Origin of the sequence: Actinophytocola sp., assembly GCF_050699935.1 — a bacterium.
In the GTDB taxonomy this organism is placed as follows: Bacteria; Actinomycetota; Actinomycetes; order Mycobacteriales; family Pseudonocardiaceae; genus Actinophytocola.
The window spans coordinates 53,073-77,830 of the sequence record NZ_JBOHGB010000016.1 but is presented as its reverse complement, the minus strand read 5'-3'; the positions used below and the strand labels follow the sequence as shown (position 1 = coordinate 77,830).

The window sequence follows — 24,758 nt, the reverse complement described above, 5'->3', positions numbered from 1 at the left end:
CCTTCCGGACGCTGGGTGTCCGGAAGGCGTCCTTCCTGGCCGGTCACCGGCCCACCCCCACCCCGCACGTGGCGAAGAACGCGCGGGCGCGGGCCGCGGCCAGTGCGGCGTCCGGCAGCAGACCCGCCTCGTCCGCCAGCACCAGCAGCTCGCCGAGGTGCCGTGGCGAGCGGCCGGACTGCAGGCCGCCGACCATCGTGAAGTGGTCCTGGTGGCCGGCGAGCCAGGACAGGAACACGATCCCCGTCTTGTAGAACGGCGTCGGCGCGGCGAACAGGTGCCGGGCCAGCGGCACGGTCGGGTCCAGCAGCGCACGGAACTCCGCGACCGAACCGGCGTCCAGCGCGGCGAGCGCGCGGCCCGCGACCGGTGCGATCGCCGCGAACACGCCCAGCAGCGCGTCCGAGTGACCAAGCGAGTCGCCCTCGATCAGCGACGGGTAGCCGAAGTCGTCCCCGGTGTACATGCGCACCCCGGGCGGCAGCCGCCTGCGGAGCGCGACCTCGAAGTCCGCTTCCAGCAACGACACCTTCACACCGTCCACAACGGACGAGTGCTCCTTCAGCAGGGTCAGCAGGGTATCCGCGGCCTCCGGCACGTCGGCCGCACCCCAGTAGCCCTCCAGAGCCGGGTCGAACACCGCGCCAAGCCAGTGCAGCAGCACCTGAGAGTCCACTTCGGACAGCAGCGTCGAGTATACCGACAGGTAGTCGTCGGGGCCGTGCGCGGCCGCGGCGAGGTGCCGGCTGCACATCAGCACCGGCACCGCCCCGGCGGACACCACGTCGGCCAGCTGTTCCCGGTAGGCGTCGAGCACGCCGGCGAGCGTGGCCGGGCCCGGCGGCAGCTGGTCGGTGCCCACCCCGGCCACGATCCGGCCGCCGGCCGACCGGGCCTCGGCGGCACTGCGCCGCACCAGCTCGCGCACCGCCGGGTAGTCCAGCCCCATCCCCCGCTGCGCGGTGTCCATCGCCTCCGCGACGCCCAGCCCGTGCCGCCACAGGTGCCGCCGGAACGCCAGCGTGGCGTCCCAGTCCAGCACGGCCGGCGCGCCGGGCACGTTCTCCGCCAAGGGATCCGCCACCACGTGCGCGGCCGCGTAGGCGACCCGCGAGCGCGCCGGCGCGCAGCCCGGGAACGACGGGCCACCCCGCACCTCGTACCGGCGCCCGCCCGGAAGCACGACGGTATCCATCACGCCAGCTCCGGGATCTCGATCCGCCGCCCCTCGCGGGCGGCCCGCATGCCCAGTTCGGCCAGCTGCACCCCACGGGTCGCCGCGGCGAAGTCCCACGGGAACGGCTCGCCCGCGACGACGTGGCGCAGGAACGCCTCCCACTGCACGCGGAACCCGTTGTCGAACGGCTCGTTGTCCGGCACCTCGGACCAGGCGCCGCGCTGCTCGACGTCCGGTGGCAGGTCCGGGTCCCACACCGGCCGCGGCGTCGTCGCGCGCGACTGCGCCCGGCAGTGCCGCAGGCCGGCGACGGCGCTGCCGTGCGTACCGTCCACTTGGAACTGGACGAGCTCGTCGCGGTACACCCGCACGCACCACGACGAGTTGACCTGCGCGACCATGCCCCCGTCGAGCTCGAAGATCGCGTACGCCGCGTCGTCGGCGGTGGCCGCGTACTCGGTGCCCTCCTCGTCCCAGCGGCGCGGGATGTGGGTGCGCAGCGTCGCCTGCACCGCGCGAACCCTGCCGAACAAGTGCTCCAGCACGTAGTTCCAGTGCGGGAACATGTCCAGCGCCATCCCGCCACCCTCCTCGCGCCGGTAGTTCCACGACGGACGCTGGGCCGCCTGCCAGTCCCCCTCGAACACCCAGTAGCCGAACTCGCAGCGCACCGACAGCACCCGGCCGAAGAAGCCGCCGTCCACCAACCGCTTCAGCTTGCGCAGCCCGGGCAGGAAGATCTTGTCCGACACGACCCCGTGCCGCACGCCGGCCGCCACCGCGGCACGGGTCAGCGCGAGCGCGCCCTCGAGGTCCATCGCGAGCGGCTTCTCGGTGTAGACGTGCTTGCCCGCCTCGATCGCCGCCGAGATCGCCTTCTCGCGCCGCTGCGTGGTGAGCGCGTCGAAGTAGACCGACACGTCGTCGCGCGCCAGCGCGGTGTGCAGGTCGGTCGTCCAGTCCGACAGTCCGTGCCGTCCCGCGATGTCCGCGAGCTTGCGCTCGTTGCGGCCGACCAGCACCGGCTCCGGCCACAGCAGCGTGCCGTCCGGAAGCGGCAGGCCACCGTCGGCACGGATCGCCAGCAGCGACCTCACCAGATGCTGCCGGTACCCCATGCGGCCCGTCACGCCGTTGAGCACGATGCCGATCGACCGCCGGCCGGTGCTGCTGGTCATAGTCCGCTCCTCTACCTAGTGGCTCTCGTGCGAGCCCAGCAACTGGCGGATCTCGCGCGTCAGCGTGCCGAACGTGGGGTCGGTCATCACCTGCGCGTAGTCCCGCTCCGCCGGCAGCCCCACCGGCAGCGTCCGCATGAGCCGACCCGGACGCGGGCTCATCACCTCCACCCTGGTACCGAGGAACACCGCCTCCGCGATCGAGTGAGTGACCAGCAGGATCGTCGTGCCGGTCTCCCGCCAGATCCGGTTCAGCTCGGTGTTCAGCGCCTCGCGGGTCAGCGCGTCGAGCGCGCCGAACGGCTCGTCCATCAGCAGCACGGGCGGCGCGTGGAGCAGCGCCCGGCACAACGCCACCCGCTGCTGCATGCCGCCGGACAGCTCGTGCGGCAAGGCCTTCTCGAACCCGGTGAGGCCGGTCAGCTCGATCAGCTCGTCCGCCCGGGCGGCGGCCTCCGTGCGGTTCATGCCGCGCATCTCGGCCTGCAGCAGGATGTTCTTGCGTACCCCGCGCCACTCCAGCAGCGCGGCCCGCTGGAACGCGAACCCGATGTTCTGCTGCGGGCGGGTGACCGGCGTACCGAGCAGGCTGATCGAGCCACTGGTCGGCCTCACCAGCCCGGCGACCGCCTTGAGCAGCGTGGACTTCCCGCACCCGGACGGTCCGACGATGCTGACGAACTCGCCGGCCTCGACCCGCATGGTGACGTCCTCAAGCGCCGAGGTGGCCGACCGCTTCGACTGAAACCGCACGGTCAGCTCCGCGACCTCAACAGCCGTCCCCGTGATCGTCCCGGTCATGCCCCCTCCCCCCGCGAGTCCAACGCCCGCAACCCGCGAGTCCAACACTCCGGACCGGTGAGTTGTGCGTTCCGAACGAGGTGCGAGCGATGTGAATGTCGGACTCGCGGGCTCGCAACGTTGGACTCGCGGGTCGGGAGCGTTGGACTCGCGGGTCGGGAACGTTGGACTCGCGGGTCGGGAACGTTGGACTCGCGAAGTCATGAGCCGGGGGCCTTTGCGTGGGAGCCGTCCCAGTACTCCGACGGCTCACCCGCGTCGGCGAGCTCGGCGTACTGCGTCATCAGGTCGATCGTGCCGCTCCACTGCTCCTCGGTGTTCACGCCCGGCGTGCCGGCGGTGTCCAGCTGCAGCAACGGCTCCGCCAGCCCGAGCTGCTTGACGAGCACGTCCTCCGGCGGCTCGTTCTCCGCCAGGTCGGCCATCGCCTTCGCCGCGGCCGGGATGTCCTCGATCGCCTCGGACCACGACTTCTGCGTGGCCCGGACGAACCGGGTCACCAGATCCTTCTTCCCCGACAGGGTCTCGTCGTTCACGACGATCCCGGTGCCGAGCATGTTCAGCCCGGAGTCCGCGTAGAGCAGGTAGTCGACCTTCTTGCCGGTGCGCGCCTCGATCGTCGGGCCCTGGTCGTGGAAGAAGCCCATGATCGCGTCGACCTGCCCCTCGGCCAGCTGCGCGATCTTGTTGGCCGCGTCCATGTTGACGACCTGCACGTCGCTCTCGGCCATGCCGTTGGCTTTGAGCCACGCGGGGAACGTCGCGTACATCGCGTCGCCCGGCGTGCCGCCGACCGTCTTGCCCTTCAGGTCCTCCGGCTCGCTGATGTTCTGCTCGGACAGGAACTCCAGCGACGCCGGGCCCTTCTGCAGGAACACGCCGACGCTCTTCACCGGCATGCCGGACGCGATCCCGTTCAGCAGCGGCGGCGTGTCCGCCCAGCCGAACGTCGTCTGGTTCTGCGCGACCTGCTTGATCACCGTGGCGGATCCGTTGCCCGGCTTGATCTCCAGGTCGATGCCCTCGTCGGCGTAGAAGCCCTGCTCGACGCCGTAGTAGAACGGGGCGTGCTCGCCGTAGGGCACCCAGTTCAGGGTCAGCGTCACCTTGTCGCCGCCACCACCACCGCCTCCCGACGGCTCGTCGGGGTTGCTGCCGGGCGCGCAGGCACCGAGCAGCAAGGTCGCGGCGGCGGTGCCGATGAGCAGGCGTTTCATGGCTAGCCCTCTTTTCATGACACGTTCACGAGGTGGTCAGCGGCGTGGCGGAACGGCGGCTGGCGTGCCACGGGATGAGCAGCGCCTCGGCCGCCTCCACCACGACGAACAGCAGGATGCCGATGAGCGACATCAGGATCAGCGCGGCGAACAGCAGTGCGGAGTCGAGGTTTCCGTTGGCCAGCAACAGGACGTAGCCAAGCCCCTCGCTCGCGCCCACGAACTCGCCGACCACCGCGCCGACGACCGCGAGCGTCACCGCGACCTTCTCACCGGCCATCAGATGCGGCAGCGCGTTGGGGAACCGGATCTTGCGGAACGTCTTCCACCGGCTCGCGCCCATCGTCGCGGACAGGTCGAGCAGCTCCGGGTCGGTCGAGCGCAGCCCCGCGACGCCGGAGACGACGACCGGGAAGAACGCGATCAGCACCGCGAGGATGATCTTCGGCGCGAGCCCGTTGCCGAACCACACCACCAGCAGCGGCGCGATCGCGATCTTCGGAATCACCTGTGCGAACAGGACGATCGGGTACAGCGCCTTGTCCATCGTGCGCGAGTACGCGATCAGCACGGCGGTCGCCAGGCCCAGCACGGTGGCGAGCGCGAACCCGATGACCGTCTCGTAGAGCGTGACGTACGTGTGGTGCATGAGCGACGCCCAGTCGGTCATGATCGTGTCCCACACCTGGCCCGGCCTGGGCACCAGGTAGTTCGCCACCCACTCCCGGTCGGCCGCGAACCACCAGACGAAGAACACCAGCCCGAGCAGGATCGCCGGGCGCCACAACGCCTCGCCGAGGCGCAGCAGCCGCCCGCCGATGTCGAGCCGCCGCGGCGGGGAGGGCGTTGGCGCCGACACCCGCCCCGCCGGCGGGGACTCCTTCGGGGTCACCACGCTGGACACCTACGACGCCGCCCTCGCCGCCGTGCCGGCCACGTAGATCGCGTTGACCCGCCAGAACTCGGAGCTGTCGATGCTGAACGTGAGATCAACGGTGCGGCCCTCCGCTCCACCGTCCACAGTGAACTGATCCCAGCCCCACTGGTTGGTGCCCACCGGCACCCCACCGTCGACCACCCGCTCGCCGTCGACGGTGACAACCAGCGGCTGCGCGGCGAACGAGGCGTCTCCACGCAACAAGGACACCGTGTGCTCTCCGGCCGGAATGCGCAAGCTCAGCGTCGCGGGCTCCCGCGAGGTCACCATGTCCCGGCGCAGCGCGTCCGGTGCGCCGCGGTCGCGTGCCTGCGGCCCGGCGTTCGCCGCCCAGCCGAACCCGGTCTCCTCGCTGTAGCCGACCGCCGGGTCGAGCCGCTGGTAACCGTCCAGCAGCGGGCTTTCCGCCGTGCCCGCGTCGAGCGCGTACACCGCGGTGGACACCGGTGGCGTGACGTAGGTGTGAGCGGTGGGCTGGCCGCCCACCGACACCCCCGCCGCGCCGGTCGCGTGCGCGGTGATGTCCGCCTCGGCGACCGGACCGGTGCTCACGCCGCCCGCCGGCGCGGTCAGCGGCACCCGGACCTGGACCGTCTCACCCTTCTTCGCCTTCGCCTGGACCGGCGAGGTGGACCAGCCCGGCGGCACGTCCAGCTCGACCGTTGCGCGGACGTTCTTCCTCGTGCGGTTGGTGAGGTCGACGGTCGCCGTGCCCTGCTCGCCGGCGCCCATCGGCGTCGGCACGACCAGTCCCGACACCTCGACCGGCGACACGAACTCCAGCCAGTCGATGTTGAACAGATCCTCGGCGACACCCGGGTTGCGCGCGACGAGGAACAGCTCGTGGCTCACGCCCGGGTCGGTGACGGGCGCGGTGACCTCGGTCCACGTCTGCCAGCCGCCGGTCACCGGGACCTCGACGCTGCCGAGCACCGGGCCGTCGGGCGAGCCCTGGTGGATCTCGATCGTGCCGCCCGCCCCGGCGCTGGCGACGCGGAACCGGATCGCCGGCACGTTCGCGAGGTTGACCGGCTCGTAGCTCACCCAGTCGCCGTCGGAGATGTTCCCGACGAGCGCCGCGCCGCCACCCTCGTTGTTGGGCGCCAGCTCGACCCCGGACGAGCTGGTGAAGTGGTCGGCCTCCTTGTGCCGCGGCTGCAGGATGACCGAGTCACCACCTTCCAGCCGCGCGACACCGTTGCCGCCGCGGTCGGTGTACGCCGAATCGACGATGTAGAAGATGTTGTCGTTCGGCGTGTGGCCGTCGTCGATGATCGTCTCGATGGCGCCCGTGCAGCCGCGGTACTGCTCGAGCGGATGGCCGTGCTGGGCATGGCCGAGCGCGGGCTGGGTGACCACCTGCTGGCAGTCGATCGTGCCGTCCTCGGTGGACCCGTCCTCGGGGTCGGTCACCGCGAGCTGGAAGGGCACCTGCTCACCCCAGTCGAAGACCTGGCCGTCCAGCGGTGCCTGGAGGGTCAGCGTCGGCGCGGTGTTGCCCACGGTGATCGGGATGTTGGCCACCGTGGAGCGTCCGGTCGAGTCGGTGACGGTGAGCCGCGCCAGGTAGTCGCCGTTGGCGGTGTAGGTGTGGCTCGGGTTCGGCTCGGTGGAGTCGGTCGTGCCGTCGCCGTCGAAGTCCCAGGCGAACGTGATCTCCTGGCCCTCGTCCGGGTCGGCCGAGCCGGCGGAGGAGAACTCGACCGCGAGCGGCGCCTGGCCGGAGGTCGGCGTGGCGGCACCCTGCGCCTGCGGCGACCGCTCACCCGGCCGGACATAGTTGATCTTGTAGATGCTGGAGTCGAAGTTCGGGTCGCCACGGCCCGAGCCGCCGTAGTTGCTGCCCCACTCGATGACGTACATCGAGCCGTCCGGGCCGAGCTCCAGGTCGATCGGGCGCAGGAACTCCTCGTGCGGCAGGAACCTGTTGATGGACTGGGCGTTGCCCTCCCCGTCGAGCTTGACCTCGAACAGCGCGTTGCGCGTCCACTCGGCGACGAAGATCGTGTCGTCGTAGTACCGCGGCAGCTTGGTCTCCGACGCCAGGTCCGGGTCGAAGTGGTAGGCCGGGCCGCCGATCGCGAGCCGGCCGCCGGAGCCGAGCTCCGGCCAGTCCGCGGACGTGCCGTAGGGGTAGGGCAGCCAGGCGCCGCGGGCGGGCGGGAGCTGGGTGAGCCCGGTGTTGTTGGGCGAGTCGTTCACCGGGCCGCCCGCGCAGTCGAACGGCGCGCCGGAGGCGCCGGTGGCGAAGTCGTAGTCCACATAGGACCTGTTCGGCCCGATGCAGTACGGCCAGCCGTAGTTGCCGGCGGACTTGGCCTGGTTGAACTCGTCGTAGCCCATCGGGCCGCGGGCCGGGTCATCGGCCTGCGCGTCCGGACCGACCTCGCCCCAGTACAGCCAGTCGGTCTCGGGGTCGATGTGGAGCCGGTAGGGGTTGCGGTTGCCCATCACGTAGATCTCGGGCCGGGTCTTGGCCGTGCCCGGCGCGAACAGGTTGCCCTCGGGGATGGTGTAGGTGCCGTCGGACTCGGGGTGGATGCGCAGGATCTTGCCGCGCAGGTCGTTGGTGTTGGCGGACGAGCGCTGCGCGTCGCCCGGCTCCTGGCCCGGCCGCTCGTCGATGGGCCCGAAGCCGCTGCAGCACGGCGTGGAGTTGTCACCGGTGGCGATGTAGAGGTTGCCGGCGGAGTCGAAGTCCATGCCGCCGCCCTCGTGGGCGTTGAGCTCGCGCTGCGAGGCGAACTCGATCAGCGTCCGCTCACTCGCCAGGTCGATCGTGCCGGCGGCCTCGTCGAAGGTGAACCGGGAGATCCGGTTCACCGGGTCGTCGAGCGGTGAGTAGTACAGGTACAGGAAGTGGTTGGTGTCGAACCCCGGGTCGAGGGTGATGCCGTGCATGCCGTGCGTGTGCTCGACCAGCACGTCGAGCGTGGCCAGTGGCCGGGTCAGGCGCGCCTGCGGGTCGTACATGTTGACCGCCCCGCCGCGCTGCACGTAGAACACCCGGCCGGCCGAGTCGATGTCCATGTCCAGCGGGTCGTCGGTGTTCGCGTCGAGCTGGATCTTCTCCCAGCGCTCGTCGTCGGTCGGCCCGCAGTCTCCCGCCGCAGCGCCGGCCGCCCACTCGATGCCGCCGAGCAGGTACGCCCGGAAGGCCGGCTCGCTGTATGCCTCGATGGAGTGGCCGAGGCCGGTGTACCAGGAGCGGCCGCCCTCGAAGTCCTGGCACCAGGCGATCGGGTGGTCGGCGCCCATGGTGTGACCGGTGTAGCTGCGGGTGTCGTAGCTGGCGAGGACGTGCACGTTGCCGCGCGGGTTGGCGACGAAGTCGTAGGGCTCCTCGGTGCGCTCCCAGACCCGCGGCAGGTCCTTCGTGGACGGGTGCACGCGGTCGTCGACCTCGATCCTGAGCGGCTGGATCGCGGGGTGGACCTTGAAGAAGGCACCCATGAGCTCGCCGTACCAGGCCCAGTCGTACTCGGTGCCGCTGGCGGAGTGGATGCCGGCGTACCCGCCGCCACCCTGGATGTAGCGCTCGAAGGCCGCACGCTGGGCCGCGTCGAGGATGGGCCCGTTGCGGCTGTTGGTGTTGTTGAAGACCACCGCGTCGAAGGCGGCCAGGCCGTCGTCGGTGAACAGCGCGGGGTCGTCGGAGACCGTCACGCCGAAGTCGTGCTCGGCGCCGAGCTCGGTGATCGCCTGCTGCCCCGCGGGGATGGAGTCGTGGTAGAAGCCGTTGACCTTCGAGAAGACCAGCACGTTGAACCGCGCCTGCGCTGCGGCGGTCGGGGTGGTCACGAAGGTCCCGAGCAACAGGGCCGCGACGAACGCGATGACGTATGACCGTTTGCGCACGATGTCCTCCAGCCGGGGCCACGATGCCAGGCAAGCGCTTTCCCAAGCAGCCTAAATGTCCAGGCATGCGTAGGCAAGGGCTTTCCTGTGGCCGTGCGGTCGCGTAGCGCTATGGCCGCGGAGGCGGCGCCCGCGCCGGTAGTGCCAGGAAGGACGCCATACAGACGCTCAGCGCCGTGAAGGACGCCTTCCTGGCACTAACGGCCGGTTGCGGAGTGCGACCATGGGTCACGCGGTCTACTCGGGGCGGATGCTGGACACGAACCGCTGGAAGTCGGCGATGACGTCGCGGATCTGGTCCTCGGTCGCGGTCAGCGCGAGCCGCAGGACCACGCGCCGACGGTCGTCGTCCACATCGGACATCGACAGGTACACCTGGCACTGGGCCAGCGCCCGCTCGATGCCGCCGACCTCATCCCGGATGCGCACGAGCTGGGTCAGCCCCGGCGCGTCGGGGTCGCCGAACTCGTTGCGGGAGGCCAGCGTCGCCGCCGTGGCGGCCCCGGCGAGCGTCTCCACCGACTCGTCGGCGATGTCGGCGAGCGTGGCCGGGTCCATGCGGTACTCACCGCCGATGGTGATGTTCGCGGTGAAGCCGCTCGACCGCACGTCCGGGTGCAGCGCGACGAACGCCGCGCCCGGCGCGCCCAGCTCGTCGGGCGGGGCCGCGACCCAGCCCGGCGGCAGCTCGAACTCGATGGGAACGGGCAGTGTGGTTGCCATCTCGATATCTCCCGTCAGTCGAAGAGGCCGCCGATGGCCTTACCGGCCTTGCCTATCGTGTCGCCGATCTTGGGCGGGTCGATGGTGACCTCGCCGCCGACCTTGCCGCCGAGCCCCAGCCCGACCCCGGCGTGGCCGCCGATGTGCCACTTGCCGTCGTCGCCCTTGCCGAGGTCGAACTCGGCCTCCGCGCCCGCGCCGGCCCAGCCCTCCGCGGCCACGCCCGCGCCGAGCCCGCCCACGTCGCCACCGAGCGAGCCGCCGGCCTTCGCCCCGGCGAACGCGCCCGCCTGCCCCTGGATGCCCTCCTTGCCGGCGGTCAGGTTCGCCTCGCCCTCGGCGCCGACGAACGCGGTGCCCTTGCCGGTGGCACCGATGATCCCCCAGTTCGCTTTGCCCTCGGCGATGCCGCCCGCGCCGATGTTGCCGGCGACGCCGATCTTTGCGCCGTCCTGGGTGACCGCGGCGACAGCGCTGCCCGTGGCTCCGACGTTCCCGGTCGCCTTGCCGGACAGGTCGACCCCGGCCATCTCAGTCTTGCCGGTGAGCGTGCCATCCACCAGGTTGGCGTGCCCCTTGACCCCGCCGCCGAAGACGAAGTCCCCGCGGTTGGCGGCCTTCTTCGCCTCGCCCTCGGCGTTGTTCGTGCCGTACTTGTTTGTGCCGAGACCGTCGTCGTCGACGGCCAGCTTCGGGTTCACCCACGTCCAGCCGGCGTTCGGACCCTTGCCCTTGGCGTCCCCGCTGCTGTTCTTCGGCGTGAGCTTCCCCATCAGCCCCTGCAGCGCCCCCGCCGCGCCGTTGCCGGCCTCGGACAGCTGGGTGCGGGCGCGGTTGAGCAGTTCCTGGGCTTCCTGGCGGACCTTCTCGCCCGGGTCGTTGAACGGCTGCAGCGGCGACGCGGAGCCCCCGCCGGCCGCGTTCGCCACCGTCACCGCCTTGTCGTGCTCGTCCTTGGCCTGCTTGGTGGCCGCCTCTCCGCGCTCCCACATCGCGATGGCCTCGCGGGCCTGGGACTGCGCCCAGCGCAACGTCTCCGCATGCCCCGTGAGCTGTGACCTCGCCGTGCCGAGCGCGTCGCCCGCGTCGCGCCACTTCGGCGGCTCCTGGGCGAACCGGCCGAAGAACTTGTTGTACGCCTCACCACTCCACGACGCGACGTCGACCTTGCCGAGGTCGTCGCCCACAGTGCCGGCGCTCTGGCCGAACTTGCCGAGCGCCTCGGCGTTCTGCTCGACGGTCTCCGGTGAGCCGGGCACCAGCTCCCTCGGGTCGCTCGTCCCTCCGAGCTCGGCTCCCATCACCGACCCCCGAACACGCCGGCCTGGCGCCCGTCGGTCCCGGTGTAGGTGCCGGAGTTCATCCGCAGCGCCGCACCGGCCATGCCGGCCTCTCGCTGGCAGCCGTCGAGGTGGCCGTGGGTGGCGGAGAGGAACTCGGTGAGCGCGCCGTGCAGGCCGTCGTGGCCGTAGTCAGTGCCGCCGCCGATCTCGCGGACGATCGCCGCACCGATCTGGCCGACGGCGTCGTCAATGCCGCTCGCGGCCGTGTGCAGGTCGTCCGGGATCACGTCGAACCCGAAGCCGTCCATGATGATCACCCTTACTTCCCGTGTGGATTCCCTTGCCTGGAGGCCGTGCCGCCAAGCCGTGCCTCGAGGCTGCGCTGGTCCACGCTGCGTTTCCGAGTCGCCCGAATCCGACCGGTCCCCACGACGGTCGGATCCCGTACGGAGCGGATTGGACGGAATTGGACGCTCTTGGACACCACTGGACGCCCGGCGCGCCACCCGGCTACGCTCCTCGGACAGTGGACGATCTTGTTCATTCCGACGGTGAGCCGGATCCGGGCTCGGCGTCGACACCAGCCGAATTCGTCGATCGGCTGAGCGAGCTGCGCCGGTGGGCCGGAGAGCCGTCGCTGCGTCAGCTGCGCCGGTTGGCCGGCCGCACGCGGACACCGGGTGGGGACCTCGTCGACGTGCTCCCGGTGAGCACGATCTCGCACGTGTTGACCGGCAAGACGCTGCCGCGCATGCCCCGGATGAGCTTCGTGGACTCGTTCGTCGGCGCGTGCCTGACCGCGTGCGGCACACCCGAGGACGAGCAGGCGGCCCGGTTGTCCCGCTGGCGGACGGCGTGGCGCGGGCTCGCCGGCGGCGAGGCCGCGCACGCCGCCTACCGCCAGCTGCCGATGGACATCGGCGAGTTCACCGGCCGGGACGCCGAGCTCGGCCGGCTGCGCGAGCTCGTCGCGCACGCGGACCACGACCCGGCCGTCACGGTCGTCGCGATCGAGGGGATGGGCGGCGTCGGCAAGACCCGGCTCGCCGTGCACGCGGCCCACGGGCTGGTCCGGGAGGGCCGGTTCGACGGATTCCAGCTGTGGTCGGACATGCGCGGCTTCGACCCGCACCAGCGGCCCGCCGAGCCCGCCGACGCGCTCGAGGCGTTCCTGCGCCTGCTCGGCGTCCCGGGCCCGCGCATCCCGACGAACACCGCCGAGCGCGCGATGCTCTACCGCGACCGCCTCGCCGGCCGGCGCGGGCTGGTGCTGCTCGACAACGTCGCGGAGCCGGACCAGGTGCTGCCGCTGCTGCCCGGCCAGCCCGGCTGTCTGGTGCTGATCACGACCCGGCGCTACCTCGACCTCGACGGCGCGCTGCACCTGCCGCTGGACGTGTTCTCCCCCGGCGAGGCCGCCGAGCTGCTGTCCCGGGTGGCCGGCCGCGACCGGGTACGCGCCGACCCGACCGGTGCCCGGCGGGTCGCCGAGCAGTGCGGCCACCTGCCGCTGCTGCTCGCCCTCACCGCCCGCCGGCTGCGGGCCCGGCCCGCCTGGCAGCTCGCCGACCTCGCCGACCTGCTCGCCGCGCACGAGGAGCAGGGCAGCACGGCGGCGAGCAGCTTCGAGCTGTCGTACCAGAGCCTCCCCCCGGTGGCGCAGCGGATGTTCCGGCTGCTCGGCTCGCACCCGGGGACGGACTTCACCGCGCGGTCCGCGGCCGCGCTGGCCGGTCTGAGCGTCGAGGAGGCCGGCGTGGTGCTGGAGACACTGCTCGACGAGCACCTCCTGCAGCAGCGGACCGCGGGTCGGTACCGCTTCCACGACCTGCTCCGCAAGTACGCCGGCGACCTCCCGGACGAGTCACGCACCGAGGCGTTGGGGCGGTGCCTGACCTGGCTGCTGCACGCGGTCGACAACGCCGTGCAGACCCTGGAGCCCAACCGCCGCCGCACGTTCGAGCTGTCCACACTGGACGGTGAGGCACTGACGTTCGGCGGGCACGACGAGGCGCTCGGCTGGCTTGAGGCCGAGCGCGCCACGCTGGTCGCATCCGTGCACGCCGCCGCGGCCGCCGGGCTGACCTCGCTGTCCTGGCAGCTGCCCGCGGTGCTGCTGCGGTTCTTCTACCTGCGCAGCCACTGGGCGGACTGGCTGGCCACCCACCAGGTAGCGCTGGAGGCCGTGCGCGAGTCCGGCGACCGGCGCGGTGAGGCGACCGTCCTCAACGGACTCGGCGTGGTGTACGGCGACCTGCACCGGGCCCAGGAGGCGATCGAGTGCTGCATGGCCGCGGCCGACCTGTTCGCCGAGCTCGGCCACACCTACGGGCAGGCGTGGTGCCTCAACAACGTCGGCGTGACCCACATCGACCACGGTGACCCGGCCGCCGCCGTCGACCACCTGCGGCGGGCGATCGAGCTGTTCGGTGACAGCGGGGACCCGCAGGGCGAGGCGCTCGCCCGCAACAACCTCGGCGACGGCCTGCGGCTGCTCGGTCGCCCCGAGGAGGCGATCGACCAGCTGCGCCAAGCGCTTGCGCTGCAACAGGAGTCGGACCCGCCGGGCTCGCGCTACACCCTCGGCACCCTCGGCGACCTGTACCACGACACGGATCGCCACGAGGAGGCGGTGGACTACTACGAGCGGGCCCTGGCCCTGCACGTGGCCGTCGGCGACCGCCGCAGCGTGGGCCGGGTGCGGCACAGCCTCGGGCGCGCGCTGGCGGCGCTCGGCCGGGAGGAGGACGCGCGCGAGCAGCTACGCCAGGCACACGCGATCCTCACCGAGCTCGGCGACCCCGAGGCGGCGTCGATCCAGGGCGCCTGACCGCCGCGTTAGGTGTGGTGTCCGGGGACGTAGGTGTCGAGTAGCCCGCACATGCCGAGCCGGCCCTCCTCGGTTGGCCGCTGGAGGGCGTTGACGCGGGCGTCCCGGAGGTGGCTCGTGTCGCCCCGGGCCAGCGCGTCGAGCTGCACGCCAGTCGACTGGGCCGACCGGTACGCGCCGTCCTCCCAGCGGGTGCGCCACTGGTCCAGCAGCGGGCGCTTGAGCGCGGCCGCCGCGGCGTAGAACTCCGTCATGGCGCGCGGGCCGTGCCGCTCGACCGCGGCGCGGAGCTCCTGGAAGCCCTCGATCGCGCGGTCGCGGCGGCGGTACGCGGTGGTGACGTCGGTGCCGGGTGCGCCGCCGCCCGGCAGCGCCGACTCCGCCGCGTACCAGTCCGGGTCGGCGAGGACCTCGGGCGGAAAAGTGAGCACCGCGTCGCCCGCCTCGGGGAGGCCGGAGTTGCTCATGACGACCACGATGGTCAGGTCGGACTCGTTGACCAGCCGGTGGACCGTGCCGGGAGTGAACCACAGGACCGCCCCCGCGCGCAGCTCGTGCTCGGCGAAGCCCCGCCCGGACAGCGTCTGCACGGACCCACGCCCGCCGGTGACGACGTAGGCCTCGGTGCAGCACAGGTGGATGTGCGGGGTGCCGCCGGGCAGGCCGTCCGGGGTGACCGTGTCGTAGACGCAGAGTCGCGAGACCCCGACGCCGCCGGGCAGTGGATCACGCATCGGTACACCTCGGCGCGGCCACCTTGTCATCTGCGATGATCTCGGTGAACACTTGTCGCGGGTAGGCGGGCATGACGCCTCCAGGCACGAGGAAAGGGCTTTCCTTGTAGTCTGACGCTAGGCCCGTGGGAGCCGGGCGTCAACGGCTGGAGGTGGCATGGCAACGCTCGCCGACGTCGCTCGCCGGGCGGGGGTCTCGGCGGCGACCGTGTCACGGATCGTGAACGGCAGCCCCAAGATCGTGTCCGAGGAGCTGCGCGAGCGAGTGCTGCGCGCGGTACGGGAGCTGCAGTACGTGCCGAACGCGCACGCACAGCTGCTCGCCCGCTCGCACCGGACGACCGTCGGCGTGATCGTCCACGACGTGTCCGACCCGTACTTCGCCGAGATCACCCGCGGCCTGCAGCGGGTCGCGTCCGAGCAGGGCCGGCTGGTGATCATCTGCAACTCCTACCGCGACCCCGACCGCGAGCTGGAGTACGTCGAGCTGCTGCGGGCGCACCAGGTCGAGGCCATCATCCTGGCCGGGTCGGGCTACCACGACCCGGCGTTCACGAAGTCGCTGAACGCGAAGCTGTCCGCGTACATGGCTACGGGCGGGCGGGTGTCGGTGGTGGGCCGGCACAAGCTGGCGGGCGACGCGGTGATGCCGGCGAACGAGGAGGGCGGGTACCTGATCGGCTCGGCGGTGTTCGCCGCGGGGCACCGGCACGTCGGCGTGGTGGCCGCCCCGAAGCAGCTGACCACGACGACCGATCGCCTGGCCGGCCTGCGGCGAGCGGCCCGCGAGCATCGCCGCACGCTGCCGGCTCGCCGCGTCGAGTACGCGTCCTTCGACCGCGACGGCGGCGCGGCGGCGACCGAGGCGCTGCTGGACGCGGACCCCCGCCTGACCGCGATAGTCGCCCTGAACGACTCGATGGCCATCGGCGCGCTGTCCGTGCTGCGCGACCGCGGCCTGTCCGTGCCCGGCGACGTGTCGGTGGTGGGCTTCGACGACATGCCCATCGCCCGCGACGTCACCCCGGCCCTGACGACGGTCCGCCTGCCGCTGGTGGAGATCGGCGCCCGCGCGATCGGCCTGGCCCTCGACGCCCAGCACCCGACCCCCCGGGTCGAGGAGGTAGCCGCCACCCTCGTCCACCGCGAGTCCCTCGCCCCACCCCACGAGCCCTAACCCCTCGACCCGCGAGTCCAACACTCCGAACCCGCGAGTCCGGCATTTGTGACCCGCGGGCGGGTCAGGTGGGGAGGACGGCGTATTGGCGTAGGCAGAGGTCGGGGTAGGTGACCGGGCCGCGGGGGCCGGGGACCTTGTCGAGGTTGATGCCCGTCTCCGGGACACCCAGCATCTTGAAGCCGTCCAGCAGGCGGGTCGGGGCGTTCCAGAACACGCCCGTGCCCCCGTACACCGCCATGAACTCCTCGGCCGTCGACGCCGATCTGGTCACGATGCAAGCCGCCAGGCCGGAGGTCTCCTCATTGGACACTCGCACCGCCTCGGCGGGTGAGGGCACCGGCAGCACGGTCACCGTCGCCTCGCGGTCGGGGTCCAGGGCCCACTCGTAGCCCACCGCGTGGTCGTGCGGGGGCAGCGACAGCCGGATGTCCAGTTCGGACAGTGCGGAGCGCACCAGCGGGAGCGCCTCGTCGTACACCGCGGAGTGGATCAGCAGCAGGTTCAGCCGGTTGCACACGCCGAGCCGGTCGACGCTGCGCCGGATGACGTCCACGCCGAGCGACAGGTCCGCGTCGGCGTCCAGGTACAGCACGCCGCCGCCGTCCGCATGGGCCAGCGTGCGCACGCCCTGCTGGGCGGCCTCCAGCGCCAGCGACCGGGTCGAGTCGCCGCTACCCCGCAGGATCACCAGCGGCACCAGCGACGGCAGCCGCACGAGCGCGGACGCGGCCGCCCGGTCCGCGCGCGGCACCAGCTGGATCGCCGCCGGGTCCAGGTCCACCGCGGACAGCGCGGGCGCCACGACCGAGCGGACCAGCTCGGTGGCCGACCCCAGGGCCGCGGACCCGGTGCGCAGCACGCCGGCGTTGCGGGACTTGACCAGTTGCGACGCCACGTCGACCGTGACGTTCGGGCGGGCCTCGTAGTTGGCACCGATCACGCCCACCGGGCGCCGCCGCTCGACCAGGCGCAGGCCCCCGGGAAGCTCGCCCAGCTCGACCGACCGGGTCGCGTGCGGCGCCGACGCCAGCAGCTCCAGCGCGGACGCCATCGAGGCCAGGCGCTCGTCGGTCAGCCGGAGGCGGTCGAGCAGGCCGCGGCTCATCCCGGACCTCTCGGCGGCCTCGATGTCGACGTCGTTGGCCGAGAGGATCGCCTGCCGGGCGGCGGTCAGGTTGGCCGCCATCGCAGCCAGTGCACCGTCGATGACCTCGTCGGCCGCGCCCGCGAGCGCGGGCGCGGCCGAGTGGGCGGCCGCCGCGCACGCGGTGACCGCCTCGGCGACCGTGGAAGTGGAAGCGTCCAGCACCGACATAGGTACCAGTCTGCCTCACATCACGAGCCACCCGACCGCGAGCACCAGGCAGCCCAGGTTGATCATCATGAACGCAGCCACCCAGAACAGCCCGGGCGCGCCGGTCAGCCGGGCGAGTTGGTCGGCGTCGGAGTCCCGGGCCCGGCCACGGCGGCGCAGCCCCTGGAGGTCGCCGACCGACCGGATGCCGCCGAGCAGGAGGAACCACATGATCAGGTGCGCGAACGGCGCCTGCACCTCCACCGGCGCCCACCTCGACACGACGACCAGCACCGCGCCGGTGACCAGCACGGACAGGATCCCGAACGCGTTGCGCACCACGAGCAGCACACCGATCAGCAGCACCGCGCAGACCAGCAGCAGCTCGGTCACCCGGTCCACCCCGAGCAGCGCGGCGAACCCGAGGCCGAGCAGCGAGGGCGCGATGTAGCCGGCGAGGCCCGTGCACACCATGCCCGGCCCGTACGGCTTGCCCTTCGTGACCGTGAGCCCGGACGTGTCGGAGTGCAGCCGGATGCCCGCCAGCCGCCGCCCGACCAGCAACGCGACGAGCGCGTGGCCCGCCTCGTGCACGATCGTGATCACGTTGCGGGCCGGCCGCCACAGCCACGAGATCGCCACGACGACCAGGGCCAGACCGGCCGTGACCAGGACCATCGTCTGCGGATCACGCTCGATGCCGGCGAGCAGGTCCCTCCACACCGGACCAGCTGACCACACTCCGGGTCTGATCGCTGTTACTTCGTGACGATCTCGGCCGGCGGTCGCCAGGAGAACGGCTGGGCGAGCGACCGCAGGAACAGCGACCGCGGCACCGCGCGCAGCACCGCGTTGCGCGCCACCCGCAGCGGCGCCGGCACCAGGTGCGCCACCGTGCCGCCAAGCAGCGAGCGCCGCCACAGCTGCTGGGTCCGCGGCCGGCGCAGCTCGTCGTAGCGGCGCAGCGCCACGGCGAGGTCCGGCTCGGTGCCGGCGAGCACCGAGAGCGCCGCCGCGTCCTCCAGCGCCTGGCAGCCGCCCTGGCCGAGGTTCGGCGTCATCGCGTGCGCGGCGTCACCGACCAGCGCGACCGGGCCGTCGACGTAGGCCGGCAGCCGGGGCAGGTAGTAGATGTCGTTGCGCAGCACGTGCTCCGGGCGCGCGGCGGCGAGCACCGCCGGGATCGGGTCGCACCAGTCCCGGAACCGCCGGCGCAGCTCCGCGAGCTCGCCGTCCGGACCGTGCCCGCCGGGTGGCACGGTGGCCGTGGCGTAGCAGTAGATCCGGTCCTGCGACATCGGGAACATGCCGAACACGCCACCCGGTCCCCACGTCTCCGCCCAGGCCCGCGCGCCCGGCGCCGCCTGCGACTCCGGGCGGGGCATGACGATCCGCCACGCCGTCTGCCCGGCGTACACGGGCGGCGCGGCGTCGGGCCACAGCGAGCTCCGGACGGCGCTGCGCACGCCGTCGGCCCCGACGACGAGGTCCGCGTCCAGCTCGCCGCCGTCGTGGGAGACCACCGCCCGGTGGCCGGCGTGCCGTACCGCGCGAACCGGTACGCCGGCCATCCGGCACTCCGGCGGCACCTGGTCGAGCAGCGCGTCGAGCAGCTGGGCCCGGTGCGCGACGACAGCGGCGCCGGTGTGCCGCGTTGCGTCGGTGGTGTCGTCCATCCGCACGATCCACCGCCCACGCCAGTCCCGCAGCCCCCCGGCCACGCCGATGGGCCCGGCCCCGAGCGAGCCGGTCACCCCGACTGCCGCCAGCGCCCGGAAGGCGTTGGGCCACACCGAGATCCCCGCCCCGACCTCCGTGAAGGCGCCGGCCTGCTCGAGCACTCGCACCGTCCAGCCGCGCCGGTGCAACCCGGCCGCGGCCGCCATCCCGCCGATTCCCCCGCCGACGATCACCGCCGTTCGCTCCGCCATACCGCCTCCTCTACAATTGTAGTGAACTCTACATCCGTAGAGTGTGCACGTGGCAAGCGACCGACGCGCTCTCATCGCCGATGCGACCATCGTCACGATCGCACGCGCGGGCATGCGTGGCCTTACGCATCGCGCCGTGGACCGGGCCGCCGCCCTGCCGGAGGGCTCGACCTCCTACTACTTCCGCACCCGCGAGGCGCTGCTGTTCGCGGCGCTGGCGCGGATGGCGGAGCTGGACATCGCGGACATCGGCGAGCTGCCGGACGTGGGCGGCCTCGCGGACCTGGACGAGTTGACCGCGTTGCTGGCGGTGGTCATGCGGCGCTGGCTGACCACCGGGCGGGAGCGCACGCTCGCGCGCTACGAGCTGAGCCTGGAGTCGACGCGCCGGCCCGAGCTGCGCGCGAGGATGACCGAGTTCGGCCGCGGCTTCCGGGCGATGGCCGAGACGATGCTCGCCGCGGCCGGGGCGGGCGAGCCGCGGCGGCGGGGGCAGGCGCTGGTGGCCTACGTCGACGGGCTGCTGTTCCACCAGGTCGCCGGCGTCGGCGCGGACCGGCTGTCCGACGCCGAGCTCGAGGCGGCGTGCCGGGACATGCTGGCGACGGCCCTGCGGTGACGCATAGCGTCTGCGGTGTGGATGCCTATGAGCACATCGAGTACGCGGTCGCCGACCGGATCGCGACCGTCACCCTGAACCGACCGGAGGCACGCAACGGCTACACCGTGCGGATGGCCGACGAGCTCGCGGACGCGTTCGACCGGGCGGACCGCGACGACGACGTGCGGGTGGCCGTGCTGACCGGCGCGGGCAAGGACTTCACGGTCGGCGCGGACCTCTCCGGTGGCGGGCTGGACCCGGCGGCGTCGGACCCGGACACCTGGGACGAGCCGGCCGGCCGGTGCTCGATGCGGATCTTCGCGATGAGCAAGCCGGTGATCGCGGCGCTGCGCGGCGCGGCCGTGGGCGCCGGCTCGACGATCATCCTGCCGGCGGACTTCCGGCTGGCGTCCACGGACTCGCGGTTCGGGTTCGTGTTCGTCCGGCGCGGGCTGTACCCGGAGGGCGCGTCGACGTGGTTCCTGCCGCGGCTGGTGGGTCTCGGGCGGGCGCTGGACTGGATGGTGAGCGGCCGGGTGTTCGACGCGTCCGAGGCGCTCGCGGCCGGGCTGGTGACGTCGGTGCACGAGCCCGACGAGGTGCTGGACCGCGCGTACGAGCTGGCGCGCGAGCTGATCGTGCGGACGGCGCCGGTGTCGGTGGCGGTGACGCGGCAGCTGCTGTTCCGGATGAGCCCGCTGGACTCGCCGTTCCCGGTGCAGCGGGTGGACTCCCGCCTGATCGCGGGCTGCGCGACGAGCCCCGACGCGATGGAAGGCGTGGTGTCCTTCCTGCAACACCGCGACCCACGGTGGTCCGGCAAGCCCTCGACGGACCTCCCCGACCACCTCCCCTGGCGCACCTGACCCGCGAGTCCAACACCGGGAACCCGCGAGTCCAACACCGGGGACCCGTGAGTTCGACGTTCGGAGCGTTGGACACGCGGGTCCGGAGCGTTGGACACGCGGATCCGGCAACGTTGGACACGCGGGTCCGGAACGTTGGACACGCGGGTCCGGAGCGTTGGACACGCGGGTCCGGAACGTTGGACACGCGGGTCACGAGCGTTGGACTCGCGGGGTTAGGGCTGGAGGACCTCGTCGGTGGGGGTCTCCTCGAAGAGGGCGTCGATCTCGTGGGCGTACTTCTCCACGATCGGCTTGCGGCGGAGCTTCATCGTCGGGGTCAGCTCGTCGCCACCGGGCTCCCATGCGGTCGGCAGCAGCCGGATGCGCTTGAGCTGCTCCACCCGGGCCAGCTTCTCGTTGCCCGCCGTCACGCCGGCCAGCACCGCCGCCCGGACCTCGGGATGCGCGACCAGCTCCGCGGGCGAGGCCGACGAGATCCCGTGCCGCGCCGCGAAACCGGCCGCCGCGTCCGGGTCGAGGACCACGAGCGCGGCCACGTACGGCCGGTCGTCGCCGATCGCGACCACCTGGCCGATCAGCGACGTGGTCGACTTGATCGCGTTCTCGATGTTGGACGGCGACATGTTCTTGCCGGCCGCGTTGATGATCAGCTCCTTCTTGCGGTCGACGATCGTCACGTACCCGTCGTCGTCGATCTCCGCGACGTCGCCCGTGCGCAGCCAGCCGTCCGCGTCGACGGCCTGCGCGGTCATCTCCGGCTCGTTGCGGTATCCGCGCATCACGGTCGGCCCGCGGGTCAGCAGCTCGCCGTCCTCGGCCAGCCTGACCTCCATGCCGGGGAACGCGCGCCCGACCGTGCCGAGCTTCGTGTGGCCGGGCGTGTTGGCCGTGGTCGCTCCGCCCGTCTCGGACATGCCCCACACCTCGTAGATGCGGATGCCCAGGCCCCAGAAGAACTCCAGGATGTCCGGCGAGATCGCGGACGCGCCCGACGACGGGGCCCGGCACTCGTCGAGCCCGAGCTTCGCACGCAGCTTCGACAGGACGATCTTGTCCGCCAGCCGGTGCTCGGCCGCCAGCACGGGCGGCAGCTTGCGGCCGGCCAGCTCCGCCCGCGCCGCCCGGATGCCGGCCTGGATCGCCCACTCCGCGATCCGCCTCTTCGCACCCGACTCCGCCGCGATGCCGGCGTCGATGGCGGCCTTGATCTTCTGCCACACCCTGGGCACCGCGAACAGCGCGTGCGGGCGGGCGTCCGGCAGCGCCTCGGCCAGCTTGGTCAGGTCCGCGACGCAGGTGACCTGGATGCCGAACAGGATCGCGAAGTACTGCGCGGTGACCCGATCGGCGATGTGCGCGGCCGGCAGGTACGAGATGCCCCGGTCCCCCGGCGTCACGTCGAACACCGCCCGCGTCGCGTCGGTCTCCGCGATCACGTTGGCGTGGGTCAGCTCGACGCCCTTCGGCGGGCCGGTCGTGCCCGACGTGTAGATGATCGTCGCGAGGTCACCCGGCCCGACCGCGCGCCAGCTGGCCTCGAAGTCGAAGTCGGGCGAGCCGCGGGACTCCAGCTCCGCCAGCGACATCGCGCCCTCGGCGGGACCGTCGACGCACACGATGTGCTCGACCGACGCGGACGCCTCGCGGATCCGCGGCAGGAACCGCGCGGCGCAGAAGACAACCTTGTTGCCCGCGTTGCCGAACAGGTAGGTGATCTGCTCGGCCGAGGACGTGTTGTAGACCGAGAACGGCGCCGCGCCCAGGTGCAGCGCGGCCGTGTCGGCCAGGTGGAACTCGGGCCGGTTGGTGAGCATGAGGCCGACGGTGTCGCCCCGACCGACACCGAGGGCGGCGAGCCCGGCGGCGATCGCGCGGACCCGCTGGTCCCACTGTCGCCAGGTGACGGTCACGGCGTCGCCGGGTGTCCGGAGCACGACCGCGTCTGGTGTCTTCGCGACGAATTCCTGGAATGCCGCACATAAAGTGGGGAAGGAAAGTGCCGGGGATGCGGAGTTCATTTGCACGCTCCGTGAACAGGGCGTATACGACGTTGGGACGCTACCCCTGTTGTTGGCAGGCGATCAACGAACGTCGCCCCATCGATACGCAGCGTCAGGCGACCCGGTCGCGCCGGGCGAGCCGGCGGAAGCCCTGGTCGAGGTACACGAGCGGGTCGTGCGGGCCGGTGCGGGCGCGGACGACCTCGCCGAGCAGCAGCACGTGGTCCCCCGCCGGCATCGCGTCGACCGGCCGGCACTCGAGCCGCATGGCGACGTCGGACAGCAGCGGGACGTCCTCGTACCCGCAGTCGACCGCGATGCCGTCGAAGTCGTTCGCGGCGTCATCGGCGAACCGCTCGGCGAGCTCCTCCTGGCCGGCGCGCAACACGTGCACGGCGTAGGCGTCCGCGGAGGTGAACACCGGGCGGCAGCGGGCGTCCCGGTCGAGGCAGACGGAGACCAGCGGCGGGCGCTCGGAGACCTGGCTGACCGAGCTGGCGGTGAAGCCCCACCACCAGCCGTCCCGGTCGGCGGTCGTGACGACCGCCATCCCGGTCGGCCAGTGGGCCATCGCGTGGCGGACCGAGCAGGGGTAGACGGTGGCGGTGGTGATCATGACGCCACCGCCGGACGGGTCGGCATCGCTCGCACACCTCCGGGCAGGTGCAGGTGGGTCGCCCCGATCCGCTCCGCCTCGCGCACGGCGGAGACCGGGTCGGGGTTGCCGAACAGGACCTGGGTGGCGCCCGCGGCGAGGCCGGCGCCCAGGTGGGTCAGGTCGTGGGCGGGCGTCGCGTGGAGCACCACCGACCGCGTGCCCAGCCCCTCGGCGACCGCGCCGGCCACGGCGCGTGCCTTGAGCCGATGGTGGGTGAGCCGCTCCACGCCGGACAGCACGGCGAGCTCGTACTCGTCCCGGTCCCGCGGCTCGACGAGCAGAGCGCCGCCGGTGGCGAGCTCGGCGCAGGTGAGCAGGCCGGCCGGGCGCCCCGCGGGCGCGTCGAGCAGCAGCGTCCGCTCCAGGCCGGCGTGCGCGGTGAGCACCGGGCGGACCCGCTCGTACATGGCGCGGTCGAGCACGACCGCGCACGGCCGGACGGCGTCCAGCAGCCCGGCGAAGGTCGCTGCCGGCATCCGCGGGTTGACCGGCGCGGCCACGTTCCCGCTGCGCAGCACGGCGTGGAACGCGGCCGGGAAGTCGAGCCCGGGCGCGGCCGACACGACGACCGGCACGCCGTCGCCGCCGAGGAGCTGGCGCAGGCCGAACGCGAGCCGCGAGACGTTCCGGTCGAGCTCGGCGAAGGTGACGGTGCGGGCGCCCGCACGCAGCGCGGCGCGGTGCGGCCAGGCGGTGGCCGCGAGCCGGGGCAGCACATCGGCGGATCCGACGGGCAGGTCGGCGTGCGGGGCGCGGCGGCGTAACGGGGTGGTCATCGCGAGATCACGCCCCCAACGCCATCGGGCATGCCGACGTACAGACCGTCCGGAGACCACATCTCGTCGAACCCCTGGTCGGGCTCGTCGAGCTCCGCGGCCCGGCGCAACGCGGCGAGCAGGCTGGTGCCGTTGTGCTCGATCATGTCGTCGACGTGCCGCACGTGGACCGGGTCGTCGTCGACGACCGTGTAGTAGTGGTCGAGTGCCACCAGGGCGCCGGCTCCCTTGGGGCGCACGATCCACACGCCGCCGAGCGACGCCAGCGGGTGCGCGGCCCGCTCCTGCCGGAACCGCAGCTGCATCCGTTTCGGGTTGACCTCTCGCGCCGACACCCAGCTGCCCCGCCGGTCGCCGAACGTGCCCCAGAACCGCACGCGTTCGCCGGAGCCGCCCCAGCCGATGTGCTCGACCGCGAGCACCGAGTCGAATATGTGCGGCCAGCGGTCGGCGTTCGCGATCAGCTGGTAGATCTGCTGTGGTGGCGCGGCAACCCTGATGGTGTGCCGGGTGGTCCGAATTCTGAGCTCTGCCATGGTCGTCGCCCCCTCGGGTCGGTGAGCGCCTGCCTGTGAGTTTCCTCACCGGTTCTGGAGGGCCGGTCGAGGAAAGGTCGACGCGGAATCCATAAAGGACTCGAAGATCGGCTCGAGACCGCTTCGAGCGGGCTTCGAGCCGGCGTTCGCATGCTTGGGATTTCCCCGCCACAGC

General features: G+C 72.3%; 21 protein-coding genes. 4 read left to right on the top strand and 17 right to left on the bottom strand.

Annotated features, from left to right (window positions below; genetic code table 11):
- Positions 1-43: 43 nt before the first annotated feature.
- The 9 genes from ACRDTB_RS08790 to ACRDTB_RS08750 all read right to left on the bottom strand — a co-directional run bounded on the left by ACRDTB_RS08790 (position 44) and on the right by ACRDTB_RS08750 (position 11,482).
- Entirely contained in the window at positions 44-1,195 is a 1,152-nt protein-coding gene (locus ACRDTB_RS08790; RefSeq protein ID WP_431429518.1) for a dihydrodipicolinate synthase family protein, read from the bottom strand.
- Positions 1,195-2,355, bottom strand: coding sequence for a Gfo/Idh/MocA family protein (locus ACRDTB_RS08785; RefSeq protein WP_431429517.1), 1,161 nt, complete (start codon positions 2,353-2,355; stop codon positions 1,195-1,197). Before ACRDTB_RS08785 ends, ACRDTB_RS08790 begins: the two co-directional genes overlap by 1 nt.
- A 15-nt stretch (positions 2,356-2,370) precedes the next feature.
- Entirely contained in the window at positions 2,371-3,156 is a 786-nt protein-coding gene (locus ACRDTB_RS08780; protein ID WP_431429516.1) for an ABC transporter ATP-binding protein, read from the bottom strand.
- Between the two features lie 200 nt (positions 3,157-3,356).
- Positions 3,357-4,373 (bottom strand): ABC transporter substrate-binding protein, encoded by a 1,017-nt coding sequence (locus tag ACRDTB_RS08775; RefSeq protein WP_431429515.1) that lies wholly within the window; start codon positions 4,371-4,373, stop codon positions 3,357-3,359.
- A 25-nt stretch (positions 4,374-4,398) separates the two neighbouring features.
- The gene (locus tag ACRDTB_RS08770; RefSeq protein WP_431429514.1) at positions 4,399-5,268 is read right to left on the bottom strand and encodes an ABC transporter permease; all 870 of its coding nucleotides are present in this window, start codon (positions 5,266-5,268) and stop codon (positions 4,399-4,401) included.
- Between the two features lie 9 nt (positions 5,269-5,277).
- Positions 5,278-9,168 (bottom strand): ThuA domain-containing protein, encoded by a 3,891-nt coding sequence (locus tag ACRDTB_RS08765; protein WP_431429513.1) that lies wholly within the window; start codon positions 9,166-9,168, stop codon positions 5,278-5,280.
- A gap of 237 nt (positions 9,169-9,405) precedes the next feature.
- Complete coding sequence (locus ACRDTB_RS08760; protein WP_431429512.1) at positions 9,406-9,891, bottom strand: hypothetical protein; 486 nt, start codon at positions 9,889-9,891, stop codon at positions 9,406-9,408.
- A gap of 14 nt (positions 9,892-9,905) precedes the next feature.
- Entirely contained in the window at positions 9,906-11,150 is a 1,245-nt protein-coding gene (locus tag ACRDTB_RS08755; RefSeq protein WP_431429511.1) for a putative T7SS-secreted protein, read from the bottom strand.
- A 41-nt stretch (positions 11,151-11,191) separates the two neighbouring features.
- The gene (locus ACRDTB_RS08750) at positions 11,192-11,482 is read right to left on the bottom strand and encodes a hypothetical protein (protein WP_431429510.1); all 291 of its coding nucleotides are present in this window, start codon (positions 11,480-11,482) and stop codon (positions 11,192-11,194) included.
- A 218-nt stretch (positions 11,483-11,700) separates the two neighbouring features.
- Here ACRDTB_RS08750 and ACRDTB_RS08745 point away from each other — a divergent pair, with 218 nt between their 5' ends.
- Positions 11,701-14,004: a tetratricopeptide repeat protein gene (locus ACRDTB_RS08745; protein ID WP_431429509.1), complete on the top strand. Its 2,304-nt coding sequence runs from the start codon at positions 11,701-11,703 to the stop codon at positions 14,002-14,004.
- Positions 14,005-14,012: 8 nt separating this feature from the next.
- On the opposite strand, the gene ACRDTB_RS08740 is transcribed toward ACRDTB_RS08745, so the two are convergent.
- Positions 14,013-14,738, bottom strand: a complete 726-nt coding sequence (locus ACRDTB_RS08740) for a cupin domain-containing protein (RefSeq protein WP_431429508.1) — start codon at positions 14,736-14,738, stop codon at positions 14,013-14,015.
- A 157-nt stretch (positions 14,739-14,895) separates the two neighbouring features.
- Between ACRDTB_RS08740 and ACRDTB_RS08735 the strand changes: the two genes are divergently transcribed.
- Complete coding sequence (locus ACRDTB_RS08735) at positions 14,896-15,915, top strand: LacI family DNA-binding transcriptional regulator (RefSeq protein WP_431429507.1); 1,020 nt, start codon at positions 14,896-14,898, stop codon at positions 15,913-15,915.
- A 64-nt stretch (positions 15,916-15,979) separates the two neighbouring features.
- Here ACRDTB_RS08735 and ACRDTB_RS08730 read toward each other — a convergent pair whose 3' ends face one another.
- The 3 genes from ACRDTB_RS08730 to ACRDTB_RS08720 are packed head-to-tail and all read right to left on the bottom strand — an operon-like array spanning position 15,980 to position 19,143.
- Positions 15,980-17,233 carry an aldehyde dehydrogenase family protein gene (locus ACRDTB_RS08730; protein WP_431429506.1) on the bottom strand — a complete coding sequence of 418 codons (1,254 nt, stop codon included), beginning with the start codon at positions 17,231-17,233 and terminating at the stop codon, positions 15,980-15,982.
- Positions 17,234-17,248: 15 nt separating this feature from the next.
- Positions 17,249-17,935 (bottom strand): M50 family metallopeptidase, encoded by a 687-nt coding sequence (locus ACRDTB_RS08725; protein WP_431429505.1) that lies wholly within the window; start codon positions 17,933-17,935, stop codon positions 17,249-17,251.
- 35 nt (positions 17,936-17,970) lie between these two features.
- Positions 17,971-19,143: an FAD-dependent monooxygenase gene (locus ACRDTB_RS08720; protein ID WP_431429504.1), complete on the bottom strand. Its 1,173-nt coding sequence runs from the start codon at positions 19,141-19,143 to the stop codon at positions 17,971-17,973.
- Positions 19,144-19,192: 49 nt separating this feature from the next.
- On the opposite strand from ACRDTB_RS08720, the gene ACRDTB_RS08715 reads away from it, so the two are divergent.
- Together ACRDTB_RS08715 and ACRDTB_RS08710 are read left to right on the top strand one after the other, a co-directional pair.
- Positions 19,193-19,762 carry a TetR/AcrR family transcriptional regulator gene (locus ACRDTB_RS08715; protein WP_431429503.1) on the top strand — a complete coding sequence of 190 codons (570 nt, stop codon included), beginning with the start codon at positions 19,193-19,195 and terminating at the stop codon, positions 19,760-19,762.
- Between the two features lie 17 nt (positions 19,763-19,779).
- The gene (locus ACRDTB_RS08710) at positions 19,780-20,610 is read left to right on the top strand and encodes an enoyl-CoA hydratase-related protein (RefSeq protein WP_431429502.1); all 831 of its coding nucleotides are present in this window, start codon (positions 19,780-19,782) and stop codon (positions 20,608-20,610) included.
- Positions 20,611-20,825: 215 nt separating this feature from the next.
- On the opposite strand, the gene ACRDTB_RS08705 is transcribed toward ACRDTB_RS08710, so the two are convergent.
- From ACRDTB_RS08705 to ACRDTB_RS08690, 4 genes are all read right to left on the bottom strand, one after another.
- Positions 20,826-22,631, bottom strand: a complete 1,806-nt coding sequence (locus tag ACRDTB_RS08705) for an AMP-dependent synthetase/ligase (protein ID WP_431429501.1) — start codon at positions 22,629-22,631, stop codon at positions 20,826-20,828.
- 94 nt (positions 22,632-22,725) lie between these two features.
- Complete coding sequence (locus tag ACRDTB_RS08700) at positions 22,726-23,229, bottom strand: flavin reductase family protein (RefSeq protein WP_431429500.1); 504 nt, start codon at positions 23,227-23,229, stop codon at positions 22,726-22,728.
- Entirely contained in the window at positions 23,226-24,047 is an 822-nt protein-coding gene (locus ACRDTB_RS08695; RefSeq protein ID WP_431429499.1) for an AMP-binding protein, read from the bottom strand. Before ACRDTB_RS08695 ends, ACRDTB_RS08700 begins: the two co-directional genes overlap by 4 nt.
- Positions 24,044-24,583 (bottom strand): aromatase/cyclase, encoded by a 540-nt coding sequence (locus tag ACRDTB_RS08690; protein ID WP_431429498.1) that lies wholly within the window; start codon positions 24,581-24,583, stop codon positions 24,044-24,046. The genes ACRDTB_RS08695 and ACRDTB_RS08690 overlap by 4 nt, the downstream gene beginning before the upstream one ends.
- Between the last annotated feature and the right edge of the window lie 175 nt (positions 24,584-24,758).

Coding starts and splice junctions, on each gene's coding strand:
- ACRDTB_RS08735 (WP_431429507.1), top strand. CDS start 14,896: ATGGCAACGCTCGCCGACGTCGCTCGCCGGGCGGGGGTCTCGGCGGCG.
- ACRDTB_RS08730 (WP_431429506.1), bottom strand. CDS start 17,233: ATGTCGGTGCTGGACGCTTCCACTTCCACGGTCGCCGAGGCGGTCACC.
- ACRDTB_RS08705 (WP_431429501.1), bottom strand. CDS start 22,631: ATGAACTCCGCATCCCCGGCACTTTCCTTCCCCACTTTATGTGCGGCA.
- ACRDTB_RS08775 (WP_431429515.1), bottom strand. CDS start 4,373: ATGAAACGCCTGCTCATCGGCACCGCCGCCGCGACCTTGCTGCTCGGT.
- ACRDTB_RS08690 (WP_431429498.1), bottom strand. CDS start 24,583: ATGGCAGAGCTCAGAATTCGGACCACCCGGCACACCATCAGGGTTGCC.
- ACRDTB_RS08695 (WP_431429499.1), bottom strand. CDS start 24,047: ATGACCACCCCGTTACGCCGCCGCGCCCCGCACGCCGACCTGCCCGTC.
- ACRDTB_RS08790 (WP_431429518.1), bottom strand. CDS start 1,195: ATGGATACCGTCGTGCTTCCGGGCGGGCGCCGGTACGAGGTGCGGGGT.
- ACRDTB_RS08750 (WP_431429510.1), bottom strand. CDS start 11,482: ATGGACGGCTTCGGGTTCGACGTGATCCCGGACGACCTGCACACGGCC.
- ACRDTB_RS08760 (WP_431429512.1), bottom strand. CDS start 9,891: ATGGCAACCACACTGCCCGTTCCCATCGAGTTCGAGCTGCCGCCGGGC.
- ACRDTB_RS08785 (WP_431429517.1), bottom strand. CDS start 2,355: ATGACCAGCAGCACCGGCCGGCGGTCGATCGGCATCGTGCTCAACGGC.
- ACRDTB_RS08700 (WP_431429500.1), bottom strand. CDS start 23,229: ATGATCACCACCGCCACCGTCTACCCCTGCTCGGTCCGCCACGCGATG.
- ACRDTB_RS08720 (WP_431429504.1), bottom strand. CDS start 19,143: ATGGCGGAGCGAACGGCGGTGATCGTCGGCGGGGGAATCGGCGGGATG.
- ACRDTB_RS08740 (WP_431429508.1), bottom strand. CDS start 14,738: ATGCGTGATCCACTGCCCGGCGGCGTCGGGGTCTCGCGACTCTGCGTC.
- ACRDTB_RS08780 (WP_431429516.1), bottom strand. CDS start 3,156: ATGACCGGGACGATCACGGGGACGGCTGTTGAGGTCGCGGAGCTGACC.